Genomic DNA, 13009 nt, shown 5'->3' with positions numbered 1-13009 from the left:
GACGGCCCGCAGCCCTACCCCGCCCGCCCCGCCAGCAGCTCCCGCACCCGCTCGATCGGCAGGCCCGGGATGCTCTGCTTGTGGCCGACCATGTCCTCGCCCGCGACCAGCACGTTGAGCACCGCCTCTTCGGTCGCCTCGACCACGGCGGTGTAGAGCGCGTCCATCCGCCCCCAGGGCACGGCGCGCAGGTCGTCGAGCACGACCGCCTCCTCCTCGGCGGGGAAGCGGCTCGCGAGCGCTCCCGCGTTCGCCGTCGAGAAGGCGAGGAAGATGTCGCCGGAGAAGTGCGAGCCCGCGGTCCCCGTGCGGGCGAGGCCGAGCGAGACGCGCCGCGCCATCGCCGTGCACTGCCCAGGCAGCAGCGGCGCATCGGTCGCCACGACCACGATCACGCTGCCCGCCCCCTGCGGCGGCGGGACGGGCGCGACCGCCGCGGACGGCCCCGCCGCCGCGGACGCCTCGGCCTTGAGCACCGGCCCGATGCGCACGCCCTGCACGGTCAGCTCCGACATCTCGCCGAAGTTCGCCTGCAGGAACACCCCGACCGTGTACTCGGCGTCGCCCAGCGCCACCCGGCGCGACGCCGTGCCGGATCCGCCCTTGAAGCCGTAGCAGATCATGCCCGTGCCGCCGCCGACCGCCCCCTCGTCCACGGGCCCGGGTCGCGCCGCCTCCAGCGCGCCCACGGCGTGCTCCGGCCGGACGTGCAGCCCGTTGATGTCGTTGAGCCGCCCGTCCCAGGTCTCCGCGACGACCGGCAGGAGCCACTGGTCCGCCGCCCCGGGGACGGCGTCGAGCATCCAGCGGATCGCGCCCTCGTGCGCGGCCCCGACCGAGTGCGTGTTGGTGATCAGCACCGGGCTGCCGAGGCTGCCGGATTCCGCGATCCACACGGATCCGGTCATCTCGCCGTTGCCGTTCAGGGAGTGCACCCCAGCGGCCACCGGATCCGCCGCGCCGGCCCGCCCGCGCGGCAGGATCGCGGTGACCCCCGTGCGCACGGCCACCGGCCCGCGGTCCCCGATGAGCGTGCGGTAGCCGACCTCGACGCCCGGGACGTCGGTGATGGCGTTGTCCCGGCCGGGAACACCCCCGCGGATCAGTCCGAGGTCGCGCGCGCGGTCCCGGCTCATCCGCGCACCTCGTCCTCGAGCTCCTCGTCGGCGGGCAGCGGCAGCGTCCAGCGGTCCGGCTTCCCGCGCAGATAGAGCGCGTAGTAGAGCAGGCCGACGGCGAAGATCCCGACGGCGACCGCGACCGGCATCCAGTCGGCGATGAGGCTCATCACGAGGATCACGAGGGTCGCGAGGGTCATCAGGATCGGCGCGACGGGCCACATCGGCATCCGGTACTCGGCGGCGTCGGTGGTGTGGTTGATCCGTCCGACGAACGCGGCGAGGCCGACGAGGGCGTAGAGGATGACGATGCCGGCGCTCGTCGCGACCAGCAGCACGGAGAACGGGACGAGCCAGAGGCAGAGCGCCGCGATCACTCCGACGATGATCGTCGCGACCACGGGGGTGCGCAGCCTCGGGTGGATCCGGCCCAGCGGACGGTTGATGGCGTCGGGCCAGGAGCGGTCGCGCGCGGAGGAGAACAGGGTGCGCCCGAACTGCAGGATGATCGCGAGCACGGCGTTGATCACGGCGATCGCGATGCCGACGCTGACCAGGGTGTTGACGACCGGACCGGCGCGCTCGGTGAGGAACTGGGTCATCGGGGCGGGAGAGGCGACGAGGGCGGCCAGATCCTTCGACCCGAGCAGCACGGCGATGGTGGGGACGATCTCGGCGACCACGGCGATGACGAGCGACCACAGGATCGCCCGTCCGATCGTGGAGCGCGCGTTCTTCGTCTCCTCGGCGTAGTAGACGGCGGCGCCGTAGCCGTTGAACGCGAACAGCGCGGTCGCGGTGTACGAGACCACGAGTCCGGCGGAGGCGCTGACGAGCGCGCCGCCCGGGCCGCTCGTGGTCACGGTCCACAGCGTCGAGATCGGCTGGCTCACGTGCAGGAAGCCGACGACCGTGAGCACGACCAGCGCACCGATCTCCAGGATGAGGAAGACACCGGTGACCCACGCGTTGGTCTTGATCCCGAGGCACGCGATCACGGTGGTCACCAGGATCACGACGATCCCGACCCAACCGCCGCCGAGCGCGTTCGAGAGGACGCCGAGGTACTGGCCCGCACCCGAGGCGATCACGCCGATGATGAGCACGCCGCTGACCAGGTTCAGCAGGAAGAGGCCGAAGCCCCAGGGCTTGCCGAGCGTGCGCGCGACGAACGCGTACTCGCCGCCCGTGATCGGGAACGCGCTGGAGAGCTCGGCATAGCAGAGCGCGACGAAGACGCCGACGAGGGCGCCGATGAGGAAGGCGAGGGCCGAGGCCCCGCCGATGCCGTTGATGATCGCCGGCACGATGATGAACACGCTCGACGCGGGCGTCACCGCCGACAGCGTGATCAGGATGTTCTCCTTGAAGGTCAGCCCCCGGGAGAGCTGCTGTTCGTACTTCCCGGCGTCGGGGACGATCCCCGGAGCCTTCGCCCCCCTCGCGCCGGCGGCCTCGCCGAGCTCTTCCTGCAGTCCATCGCTCATCATCGAGCCTTCCGTCTGTGGACAACTGACGGCTCAGTCAAAAACAGATCCCCTGTTAAGTCAATCCTTGAACTCAATTTTCTGACTGGCGAGTCAACTGCGTATCGGACAGGCGGATCCGCACAGGACATGCCGGCCGACCCCGTCGCCCTGCAAGGATGGGCGCATGGCAAGCGCGAAGAAGACTCCGGAGCGTCGCGATCAGCTGATCCTCGCGACCCTCGACGCGATCCGCGACCGCGGCATCGCGAACCTCCGCATCCAGGACGTCGCCGAGCGCGCCGGCGTGTCGACGGGCACGGTGCACTACCACTTCAACGATCTCGACCAGCTCATCAACGACGTGTACACCTGGGCGTGCGACCGGTTCTACACGACCCGCCTGCAGGCGCTGGCCGACATCGACGACGCCCGCGAGCAGCTCGCCGTGATGATCGACGCGGGCATTCCGAAGAGCGAGGACGACGCCCTCGTCATCGCGATGCACGACATCGATCTGTTCCGCCGCGGCAGCGCCGCGATGGGCCCGCTGCTGCAGGCCCTGTACGACCGGCAGGTGGCGCTCTACTTCGCCACGCTGCAGCTCGGCGTCGCGCAGGGGCACTTCCGCCTCGCCGGGCCCATCATCGATCTGGCGCAGAACTTCGTCTCGCTGGAGGACGCCTACGAGCTGCACATCATCAGCGGCAACCGGTCGGCGGGCCCGCGGCGCGCCCGCGAGCTCGTGCTCGGCTACGCCCGCATCGTCACCGGCTGCGCCGAGCTGTCGCTGCGCCGCTGAGTCCCGGCCCTCAGGCGCCGAGCAGCACCTGCCGCGCGGCCTCCGTGAGGATCCTGCGCTCGTTCGCGGAGCCCGCGACCGTGTTGTGCGCGGTCGAGTTCAGCAGGCCGAACACCGCGTGCATCGTCACCTGCCGATCGGCGGGGGCGACCTCGGGGCGGAGCCGCGCGACGACCTCGGACCACAGGGTCAGATACTGCCGCTGCAGTTTGCGCACCTGCCGGTTCGCCGCGGCCGGCAGCGTGCCCAGCTCGCGATCCTGCACCCGGATCACGTCCCGATGGGTCAGCGCGAACGTCAGGTGGAAGTCGATCAGCGCGTCGAGCAGCTCCCGATCGGATCCGGGCGTCGCCGCCAGGATGTCCTGCCCGCCCCGCAGGAGGAACTCGCTCGTCCCGAGCAGGATCTCCTCGAGCATCGCGTCCTTGCTCGCGAAATGGCGGTAGAGCGCGGGGCCGCTGACCCCGACGGCGGTGCCGAGCTCGCCGATCGAGACCGCGTGGAAGCCGCGGTCCGCGAAGAGATGCGCCGCGGCATCGAGGAAGCGCTGCCGGGTACGCGCCTTCCCCTGCGCCCTTGCGGTGGTCATCCGGCAAGGATATCGATCCTGGACAGTCGAGTGAACGCCCGCTAACCTTTGTTTCAGTTATCGATCGTTCACTGAGGAGCGGATCCATGTCCGAAGCGATCCCGTCGGAGCTTCCCGAGGAGTACCGCGAGCTCGCGGCGACCGTCCGCGACTTCGCCGAGCAGGTGGTGGCGCCGGTCTCGGCGCAGCACGACCGCGAGCACAGCTTCCCCTACGAGGTCGTCGCCGGCATGGCCGAGATGGGCCTGTTCGGACTGCCCTTCCCCGAGGAGTACGGCGGCATGGGCGGCGACTACTTCGCCCTCTGCCTCGCGCTCGAGGAGCTCGCGAAGGTCGATCAGAGCGTCGCCATCACGCTCGAGGCCGGCGTCTCGCTCGGCGCCATGCCGATCTTCCGCTTCGGCACCGAGGAGCAGAAGCAGCGCTGGCTGCCCTCGCTCGCGGCCGGCACCGCCCTCGGCGCGTTCGGCCTGACCGAGCCCGACGCCGGCAGCGACGCGGGCCGCACGCGGACGACCGCGCGACTCGACGGCCCGGAGTGGGTCGTCAACGGCTCGAAGCAGTTCATCACCAACTCGGGCACCGACATCACCGCGTTCGTCACGGTCACCGCGGTCACGGGCGAGACCGAGCGCAGCAAGGAGATCTCCACGATCATCGTGCCCTCGGGCACGCCGGGCTTCGATGTCGCCCCGCCCTATGACAAGGTCGGCTGGAACGCCTCGGACACGCACGCGCTCTCGTTCCAGGACGTGCGGGTGCCCGCGGAGAACCTGCTCGGCGAGCGCGGCCGCGGCTACGCCAACTTCCTGCGGATCCTCGACGAGGGCCGGATCGCCATCGCCGCCCTCGCGGTCGGCGCGGCCCAGGGCTGCGTCGACGACGCGGTGCGCTACGCCAAGGAGCGTCAGGCGTTCGGCACGCACATCGGCGGTCACCAGGCGATCGCCTTCAAGATCGCCCGCATGGAGGCGCGCGCCCAGGTGGCCCGCCGCGCGTACTACCACGCGGCGGCGCTCCTGCTCGCCGGCAAGCCGTTCAAGCAGGAGGCCGCGATCGCGAAGCTCGTCGCCGGCGAGGCCGCGATGGACAACGCCCGCGACGCCACCCAGGTGTTCGGCGGCAACGGCTTCATGAACGAGTACCGGGTGGCCCGCCACTACCGCGACTCGAAGATCCTCGAAGTCGGCGAGGGCACGACCGAGGTGCAGCTGATGCTCATCGCCCGCAGCCTCGGACTCTGACACCGCAGGGATAGTTTCTGCCCGAATTCGGGCAGATTCTTGTCGTTCCCGCTCCGGATCCGCATACTCGTGACATGACCGACGATGACCTGATCCAGCGGATCGCGGCATCGACCGGTCTGCCGGCGAGCGTCGCCGCGCGGGTCGTCGACGACGTGCTCGCCTGGCACGACGAGACCGTCGAAGCCTTCGTGCGGCGCCGCCACGCCGAGCTCCAGCTCTACGGCACGCGCAACGCGGAGGCCTTCGCCCTCATCGCCGCGGAGCTGCGCGACCGTCGCGTCGCGGCTCCGGAGCTCTCCGAGCGGCAGCTGCGCCGCATCGTCTACGGCTGAGCACGTCCCCGTCCCCTTCCCCCTCCTGAGGAGCTCCATCATGTGCGGAATCGTCGGATACATCGGCCACCAGGCCGCCGCGCCCGTCCTCGTCGAAGGCCTCACGCGCCTCGAGTACCGCGGCTACGACTCGGCCGGCATCGCCGTGCTCGGGAGCAAGGGCACCACCTCGGTGCGCCGGGTCGGCCGGGTGCGCGAGCTCGAGGGCGCGCTCCCCAAGCGCCTCACCGGCACCGCGGGCATCGGTCACACCCGCTGGGCGACGCACGGCCCCGCGGTCGAGCGGAACGCGCACCCGCAGCGCAGCCAGGACGGCCGGATCAGCGTGGTGCACAACGGCATCGTCGACAACGCGGCGGCCCTGCGCGCCCAGCTCGCGCAGTCCGGCGTCGAGCTGAGCAGCGACACCGACACCGAGGTCATCGCCCACCTCATCGCGCAGTCCGACGCGCCGACCCTCGAGGAGGCGGTGCTCGCGGCTCTCACCCGGATCACCGGCACCTACGCCCTCGCGGTGCTGGACGAGCAGCACCCGGAGCGGATCGTCCTGGCCCGCAGCGGATCCCCGCTGATCATCGGCATCGGCGACAAGGAGATGCTCGTGGCCAGCGACGTGGCCGCCCTCGTGCGGCACACCAACCAGGTCGTGCACCTCAACGACGGCGAGCTGGCGACCGTGACGGCGACCGGATTCCGGACCTTCGACCGCGGCAACAGCCCGACCAGCTCGGAGCCGGTCGAGATCAGCGTCGCCGCCGAGGACCTCGAGCTCAGCGGCTACCAGCACTACATGCTCAAGGAGATCCACGAGCAGCCCGAGGCCGCCGCCACCGTGCTGCGCGGCCGGCTGGACGAGAAGTTCGCCACCGCCCGCCTGGACGGCCTGGGACTCGACCCGCGGGAGCTGCGCGGCTTCCGCCGGATCAAGATCCTCGGCTGCGGATCCGCGTACTACGTGGGCCAGCTGGGCGCCCAGCTCATCGAGGACCTCGCGCGCATCCCGGCCGACGCGGAGGCCGCGTCGGAGTTCCGGTATCGCCAGCCGATCATCGAGTCGGACACGCTCTACGTCGCGGTGAGCCAGAGCGGCGAGACCGCCGACACGGCCTTCGCCGTCGAGGAGATCAAGCGCAAGGGCGGACGCGTGATCGGCGTGGTCAACGTCGTGGGCTCGACCATCGCCCGCACGGTCGACGGCGGCATCTACCTGCACGCGGGACCGGAGATCTCCGTCGCCTCGACCAAGGCGCTCACGAACATGGCGCTGTCCTTCGCGCTGCTCGCGCTGCACCTGGGACGGCTCCACGATCTCTCCCACGCGGACGGCCAGCGCATCCTGCGCGGCCTGCAGCGCATCCCGGAGCAGATCCGGGAGATCCTCGACGGCGCCGAGCGGATCTCCGTCGTCGCCGAAGAGGTCGCGAAGGCGCAGAGCGCGTTCTACATCGGCCGCGTGCGGGGGTTCCCGGTCGCGCGGGAGGGCGCGCAGAAGCTCAAGGAGATCAGCTACATCCACGCGGAGGCGTATCAGGCGAGCGAGCTCAAGCACGGCCCGCTCGCCCTCATCGACCCGCACATGCCGACGGTCGCGGTGATCCCGGAGGACGAGCTGACCGACCGCAACCTCGCCGCCGCCGAGCAGATCCTCGCGCGCAAGGGGCCGCTCATCGCGATCACGCACCCGGGTGTCGATCTCGCGCACCTCGACGTGCGCACGATCGTCGTGCCGAAGAACGAGCCCGAGCTGGATCCGATCCTGCTGACCGTCCCGACCCAGCTGCTCGCCTACCACGCCGCAGTGCTGCTGGGGCACGACGTCGACAAGCCGCGCAACCTCGCGAAGTCGGTCACCGTGGAGTGAGCCGGGGTCGCTGCGCGAGCGCACCACCCCGAGGGAACCGCGCCGGCGCGCGCGGAGGGACAATGGATCCATGAGCAGCAGAGACGCGGTCATCGTCGCCGCGCGCCGCACCGCGGTCGGGATCGGCAAGCCCGAGCGCGGGGTCTTCAGCGGCGTGCACCCGGTCGACCTCTCCACCCACCCGATCCGTGCGGTGCTCGCCGAGACCGGAGTGGATCCGGATCTCGTCGACGACGTGATCTGGGGCTGCGTGTCGCAGGTCGGGGAGCAGTCCTTCAACGTGGGGCGCAACGCCGCCCTCGCCGCAGGATTGCCCGAGCAGGTGCCGGGAATGACCATCGACCGGCAGTGCGGCTCGTCGCAGCAGGCGATCCAGAGCGCCGCCGCCGCGATCATCGCCGGCTACGCCGACATCGTGGTCGCGGGTGGCGTCGAGGTCATGTCCCGCGTGCCGATGTTCTCCAGCGTCGTGGGTCAGGACCCCTACGGTCCGCTCATGCACGAGCGCTATCCGGATCTGGGCAACCAGGGTGTGGGGGCCGAGCTCATCGCGCAGAAGTGGGGCCTCACGCGCACCGACCTCGACGAGTTCTCGGTGCGCTCGCACCAGCGGGCGGCGGCGGCGACCGCTGCCGGACTGTTCGCGGACGAGATCGTCCCCGTGGAGACGGCCACGGGAATGGTCACGACCGATCAGGGCATCCGCGCCGACTCCTCGGTCGAACGGCTGGCGACGCTCCCGACGCCGTTCCTCGAGGGCGGGGTGGTGACCGCCGGCAGCGCCTCGCAGATCTCCGACGGCGCGGCCGCCGTGCTCATGATGACGAGCGCCCGCGCCGCCGAGCTCGGGCTGGTCCCCCTCGCCCGCGTGCACAGCGTCGCGGTCGTCGGATCGGATCCGATCCTCATGCTCACCGGGCCCATCCCGGCGACGGCGAAGGTGCTCGAGCGGGCGGGCCTCGGCATCGGCGACATCGGCGCCTTCGAGGTGAACGAGGCCTTCGCCCCGGTCGTGCTCGCCTGGCTCGAGGAGACCGGAGCGGATCCCGCCCTCGTCAACCCGCGCGGCGGGGCGATCGCTCTCGGGCACCCCCTCGGCGGATCCGGCGCGCGCCTCGCGACGACCCTGCTGCACCACATGCGCCAGAGCGGGATCCGCTACGGCCTGCAGACGATGTGCGAGGGCGGCGGTATGGCGAACGCGACGGTGTACGAACTGGTCTGAGCGGCAGGTACGCGGCGGCTCAGGACTCGATCACGCTCGGCCCGTCGGGGGTCGTGCGGACGGTGATCTGCGCCGGGATCTGCTCCTGCATCGCCTCGACGTGGCTGATGACGCCGACCGTGCGGCCACCCGCGCGCAGCTCGTCGAGCGTGCGCATGGCCACGTCGAGCGTCTCCCCGTCGAGGGATCCGAAGCCCTCGTCGATGAACAGGGTGTCAAGCTGGATGCCGCCCGCACGGGCGGTGACGACCTCCGCCAGCCCGAGGGCGAGGGCGAGCGAGCCGAGGAACGTCTCGCCGCCGGAGAGCGACTGGGCGGGCCGGGTCTGCCCGGTGAACGCGTCGAACACCACGATGCCGAGGCCGGATGCGGCGCCGCGCGCGGCGCGGGCGTCGCTGTGCTGCAGCTGGTAGCGCCCGGAGGACATGTCCGCGAGGCGCAGATTCGCGGCCGCGACGATCTCCTCGAGCTCGGCGGCGAGCACGAAGGTCTCCAGGTTCATCCGATACGTGTTTGCCCCGCGACCGGCGACGGCGTCTGCGAGCTGCTGCAGGACCTCGTGCTCCTGCGCCGCTGCGGCGCCGCGCGCGTGCTCGGCCGCGGCGGACTCGATCAGGGATCCGAGCTGTGCGGCGGTGACGCGGGATCTGCTCGCCTCATCCACCGCCGTCGTCCAGGCCGCGCGCGCCTCGGCCTCTGCGCGCTCGTACGGCGCGAGGTCGATCGGCTCGTCGGGAAGAGTGCGCAGCTCCAGGTCGAGCAGGATCGCCCGCTCCTTCGTGCGCTCGGCCGCGTGCGCCGTGATCCGCTCCTCGAGCGCGGCCTGATCCGCGGGGCTGCGCAGCGCGGCTCCGACGGCCGTCGCGTCGTCGAAGGGCGACGCGATCAACGCCTCCTGCTGCTCGGCACGCGCGACCGAGGCCGCCTCGGACCGGGATTCGCGCTCCGCGATCGCCGCCGCGAGCGCCTGCGCGGCGGCGATGCGGACGGCCGCGTCGTCGAGCCGCGCGGCGACGGTGGTGAAGGCGCCCCGCGCCTGTGCGACGGACTCCTGGGCGGAGGCGAGCACCTGACGGGCAAGGGCGAGGCGCTCATTCGCCTCCGCGTGACGGGCGGACAGCCCGGCGATCGTCGTCTCGAGGCGGTCGGCAGAGCTCCGCAGCTCGACGAGGCGCTGGTCCGCGTCCGCACGGGCCGTCTCCGCGGCAGCGGCGGCATCCCGCTCCGCGCGCGCCGCCGCGAGCTCGGACTCCGCCGTCTCCACCGTGCGCCCGTCGGCGCGTACGGTGGCGGCGGCCAGGTCGGCGTCCCGTGCGGCCAGCGCCTTCGTGGCCGCGCGCACGAGCTCGGCGGCGCGCTCCCGCGCTTCCGTGGCCTCGGCGACGTCGCCCTGCGAGACCGGATCCGCGTGCACGGCCGGGGCCGGGTGCTCCGTGGATCCGCAGACGCTGCAGGCCTCGCCCGGGCGCAGAGCCTCGGCGAGCTCCCCCGCCATCCCCGCATCGCGACGGCGCCGCAGGTCCGCGGCGTGCGCGAAGGCGGCTGCGGCCTCCTGCTCACGATCGGCGACGGTCCGCTCCGCGTCGTTCCGCGCCTCGGTGAGCGCGGCGACGTCCCGGGCGCCCTGCAGTCGGGCTTCGGCCTGTGCCACCACGGCATCGAGGTCGGCCCGGCGGTCGGCCCGCCGCCGCAGGGCGTCGCGCTCCGCGGTCAGCGCCTCGATCGCCTCGGGCAGCGCCGCGCGTTCCCGATCGCGGAGCTCCTGCTCCCCGGCGATCGCCTCGGCCTCGCGTGCCCCGGCCGTCACCGCGGCCTCGTGCGCATCGAGCTGCGCCTCCGCCCCGGCCGCCTGCTGCCAGGCGCCGCTGGATCGGGTGAGGTCGGAGGCCCAGGTGCGCAGCGCATCCGCGGCGGAGCCGTCCGGCGCCTCGGCATCGGCCGCGGTGCACGCCCGCCAGGAGTCGCGGGCCGCGGCCTCCGCGGCGGTCGCAGCGGCCGAGGCGGCGGCGGTGCGCTCCGCCGCGCTCAGCACAGGGCGCAGCGCCTCCGCAGCCCGGGCGTCGTCGAGCGTGCGCCGATCCGCGGCGATCCGGTCGGCGGCGGCGTCGAGCACGACGAGCGCGGCGCGGGCACGATCCCGCTCCGTCTGCGCCTGCTTCTCCTCACGGGCCGAGGCGAGCGCGGCGGTCGCCGCGCGGTGGGCGGCCTCGGCGAGGTCGCGCTCCTGACGGCGCTGCTCCTCGCGGTAGTCGGCCCGCGCCCTGGCCCGGCCCAGGGCCTCCAGCCGCTCGTCGAGCGAGGAGGCCGCAGACTCGCCCCCCGGAGGGTCCGCTTCCCCCTCGAGGCCGCTCTGATCGGCGCCCTGCAGCCCGTTCTCCGCGACGAGCTTCTCGGCCTGCTCGACGCGAGCGCTCACGCTCGCCCGACCCGCGCCGAGCGCCTGCTCCGACGCGCGACGGCGGTCGTCGAAACGATTCTGATAGTCCTCGAACCGGCCGGTGCCGAAGAGACGCCGCAGCAGCGACTGGCGTTCCCGGCTGTCGGCGAGCAGGAACCGCGCGAACCGCCCCTGCGCGAGCAGGATCACCTGGAGGAACTGCTGGAGGTTCAGCTGCAGGATCTCGCCGAGCGCGTGCGCGACGTCGACCTCGCGCGCGGCCCGGCCGATCCACTCCCCGCCGACGAGCTCGTCGAGCGCCACCGCCGACGCCTGTTTGGTCAGACCGCCGCCGCGCTTGGCGGGGCGCTGGTACTCGGGCGAGCGCGTGACCCGGTATCGGCCGGAGACGGTGCTGAACTCCACGACGACCTCGGTCGGATCCGCGGGTTCGCAGTGATCGCTGCGCAGGCGCTTCTCACCGCCCTCGTAGCGGGGCACGTTGCCGTAGAGACCGAAGCAGACCGCATCGAGGATGCTCGACTTGCCCGCCCCCGTGCGACCGCCGATCAGGAAGACGCCGTCCGCGGCGAACGCGTCGAAGTCGATCGTCTGACGCCGCAGGAACGGGCCGAAGCCCTCGATCTCGAGACGATGCAGCTGCACTAGACGAGCGCCTCCGCCCGCGTGCGGTCGTCGAGCACCTCGCGAATCAGCTCCTGCTCCTGCGGGCTCGCCCCGGCGCCGCCGCGCACATGGGCGAGGAAGGCGTCGATGCGCTCCTCGTCGGTCGCCGCGGTGCGCAGCCGTTCGGTGTAGGAGCGCTCCTCGACCGCGGCCGTGCGCAGGGGCTCGTGCTGCACGAGCGCGCAGAACGGGAACCTCTCGCGCAGGCGGCGCATGGGCTCGGTCTGCGGCAGGTCGTCGGTGTAGACCGCGCACACCCAGTCGTCGGCGTGCGCCGCGACGTTCTCCGGCGAGAGGATGTCCGCGAAGGATCCGGTCAGCGTCACGAGCCGGCGCGGCACGGGCAGCTCCAGCCATCGCGCGTCAACGGCGCCGTCCGCCGCGAGCTCGATGAGCCACGAGCCGCGGGGCTTGTGCTGCTCGCCGAAGCTGTAGTGCAGGGGCGCCCCGGCGTACCGCACCCGATCGGTGAGCGCCTGCCGCCCGTGGATGTGCCCGAGCGCCACGTAGTCGACGCCCTCGAACAGCGACACCGGCACCATGTCGATGCCGCCCTGGCGGATCTCGCGTTCGAGCCCCGTGGTCGCGTCGACACCGGCGGCGAAGCAGTGCGCGATCACGACCGCGCGGCCGGGGTGCTCCGCCATCCCGGCGCGCACGAGGCCCATCGCGCGCGCGAGCGTCTGCGCCTGCGTGCGCAGCGGCCGCCCGTCGTCCTCGGTCGCGCCGGCAGGCTGCGGCGACGCGGGCTTCTGAAGGGCGGGCTTCTGGAAGGCGGGCTTCTGGAAGGCGGCATGCTGTCGGACGATCGCGGGCTCGAGGTACGGGATGCCGAAGAACCGCACGGGTCCGTCCGCGTCCTCGATCGTGATCGGCTCGCCGATGCCGGTCGGATCCGTGACGACATGGATCCCCTCGCGCAGCAGTCGCGCCTGGAAGCCCAGCCGGGCCGCGGAGTCGTGGTTGCCGCTGGTCACGATCACCCGCGCGCCCGTGGCGTGCAGGGCGACGAGCATATCGGTGAGCAGCGTGTAGGCGGGGGCGGACGGGGTCGCCGAGTCGAACACGTCGCCGGCGACGACGACCACGTCGACGTCGTTCTCCCGCACCTGCGCGACCAGCGCGGCGAGCACCTCGGCGAGCGCTTCCAGGGTGGCGTGCCCGTGGAAGGTCCGGCCGATGTGCCAGTCCGAGGTGTGCAGGATCTTCATGCCCTCAACGCTACGGACGGGGTCCGACATTGCGCCCGAGGCGTGCCGGGAGGCGGCAGCAGAGCCGCGACGACGGGTCGAAGCCGTCCGCGTA

The 13009-nt window shown here is 72.3% G+C and carries 10 protein-coding genes; 5 read left to right on the top strand and 5 right to left on the bottom strand.

What is annotated here, in order from left to right:
* Window positions 1-14 precede the first annotated feature (14 nt).
* Both WFJ17_RS10735 and WFJ17_RS10730 read right to left on the bottom strand, forming a co-directional pair.
* A complete protein-coding gene (locus WFJ17_RS10735) occupies window positions 15-1136 on the bottom strand; it encodes a DmpA family aminopeptidase (protein ID WP_336648410.1) in 1122 nt (373 codons plus the stop codon).
* Window positions 1133-2605, bottom strand: a complete 1473-nt coding sequence (locus WFJ17_RS10730; protein ID WP_336648409.1) for an APC family permease — start codon at window positions 2603-2605, stop codon at window positions 1133-1135. The genes WFJ17_RS10735 and WFJ17_RS10730 overlap by 4 nt, the downstream gene beginning before the upstream one ends.
* A 166-nt stretch (window positions 2606-2771) precedes the next feature.
* Between WFJ17_RS10730 and WFJ17_RS10725 the strand changes: the two genes are divergently transcribed.
* On the top strand, window positions 2772-3386 hold the full coding sequence (locus WFJ17_RS10725; protein ID WP_251438884.1) for a TetR/AcrR family transcriptional regulator: 615 nt from the start codon (window positions 2772-2774) through the stop codon (window positions 3384-3386).
* A gap of 10 nt (window positions 3387-3396) precedes the next feature.
* Here WFJ17_RS10725 and WFJ17_RS10720 read toward each other — a convergent pair whose 3' ends face one another.
* The gene (locus WFJ17_RS10720; RefSeq protein ID WP_251438886.1) at window positions 3397-3975 is read right to left on the bottom strand and encodes a TetR/AcrR family transcriptional regulator; all 579 of its coding nucleotides are present in this window, start codon (window positions 3973-3975) and stop codon (window positions 3397-3399) included.
* An 86-nt stretch (window positions 3976-4061) separates the two neighbouring features.
* On the opposite strand from WFJ17_RS10720, the gene WFJ17_RS10715 reads away from it, so the two are divergent.
* From WFJ17_RS10715 to WFJ17_RS10700, 4 genes are all read left to right on the top strand, one after another.
* Window positions 4062-5219 (top strand): acyl-CoA dehydrogenase family protein, encoded by a 1158-nt coding sequence (locus WFJ17_RS10715; RefSeq protein ID WP_336648408.1) that lies wholly within the window; start codon window positions 4062-4064, stop codon window positions 5217-5219.
* 74 nt (window positions 5220-5293) lie between these two features.
* On the top strand, window positions 5294-5554 hold the full coding sequence (locus WFJ17_RS10710) for a hypothetical protein (protein WP_292885488.1): 261 nt from the start codon (window positions 5294-5296) through the stop codon (window positions 5552-5554).
* Window positions 5555-5594: 40 nt separating this feature from the next.
* Window positions 5595-7415 (top strand): glutamine--fructose-6-phosphate transaminase (isomerizing), encoded by a 1821-nt coding sequence (gene glmS / locus WFJ17_RS10705; protein WP_336648407.1) that lies wholly within the window; start codon window positions 5595-5597, stop codon window positions 7413-7415.
* 70 nt (window positions 7416-7485) lie between these two features.
* Complete coding sequence (locus WFJ17_RS10700) at window positions 7486-8640, top strand: thiolase family protein (protein WP_251438893.1); 1155 nt, start codon at window positions 7486-7488, stop codon at window positions 8638-8640.
* Window positions 8641-8659: 19 nt separating this feature from the next.
* On the opposite strand, the gene WFJ17_RS10695 is transcribed toward WFJ17_RS10700, so the two are convergent.
* Together WFJ17_RS10695 and WFJ17_RS10690 are read right to left on the bottom strand one after the other, a co-directional pair.
* Complete coding sequence (locus WFJ17_RS10695; protein ID WP_336648406.1) at window positions 8660-11683, bottom strand: SMC family ATPase; 3024 nt, start codon at window positions 11681-11683, stop codon at window positions 8660-8662.
* Window positions 11683-12915, bottom strand: coding sequence for an exonuclease SbcCD subunit D (locus WFJ17_RS10690; protein ID WP_336648405.1), 1233 nt, complete (start codon window positions 12913-12915; stop codon window positions 11683-11685). The genes WFJ17_RS10695 and WFJ17_RS10690 overlap by 1 nt, the downstream gene beginning before the upstream one ends.
* Window positions 12916-13009: the final 94 nt, after the last annotated feature.

This window comes from Microbacterium sp. MMO-10 (genome assembly GCF_037148715.1).
GTDB lineage: Bacteria > Actinomycetota > Actinomycetes > Actinomycetales > Microbacteriaceae > Microbacterium.
Note: the sequence above shows the minus strand (reverse complement) of the source record. Positions and strands in the feature narration are given on the sequence as shown.

Coding starts and splice junctions, on each gene's coding strand:
- WFJ17_RS10735 (WP_336648410.1), bottom strand. CDS start 1,136: ATGAGCCGGGACCGCGCGCGCGACCTCGGACTGATCCGCGGGGGTGTT.
- WFJ17_RS10730 (WP_336648409.1), bottom strand. CDS start 2,605: ATGAGCGATGGACTGCAGGAAGAGCTCGGCGAGGCCGCCGGCGCGAGG.
- WFJ17_RS10725 (WP_251438884.1), top strand. CDS start 2,772: ATGGCAAGCGCGAAGAAGACTCCGGAGCGTCGCGATCAGCTGATCCTC.
- WFJ17_RS10720 (WP_251438886.1), bottom strand. CDS start 3,975: ATGACCACCGCAAGGGCGCAGGGGAAGGCGCGTACCCGGCAGCGCTTC.
- WFJ17_RS10715 (WP_336648408.1), top strand. CDS start 4,062: ATGTCCGAAGCGATCCCGTCGGAGCTTCCCGAGGAGTACCGCGAGCTC.
- WFJ17_RS10710 (WP_292885488.1), top strand. CDS start 5,294: ATGACCGACGATGACCTGATCCAGCGGATCGCGGCATCGACCGGTCTG.
- glmS (WP_336648407.1), top strand. CDS start 5,595: ATGTGCGGAATCGTCGGATACATCGGCCACCAGGCCGCCGCGCCCGTC.
- WFJ17_RS10700 (WP_251438893.1), top strand. CDS start 7,486: ATGAGCAGCAGAGACGCGGTCATCGTCGCCGCGCGCCGCACCGCGGTC.
- WFJ17_RS10690 (WP_336648405.1), bottom strand. CDS start 12,915: ATGAAGATCCTGCACACCTCGGACTGGCACATCGGCCGGACCTTCCAC.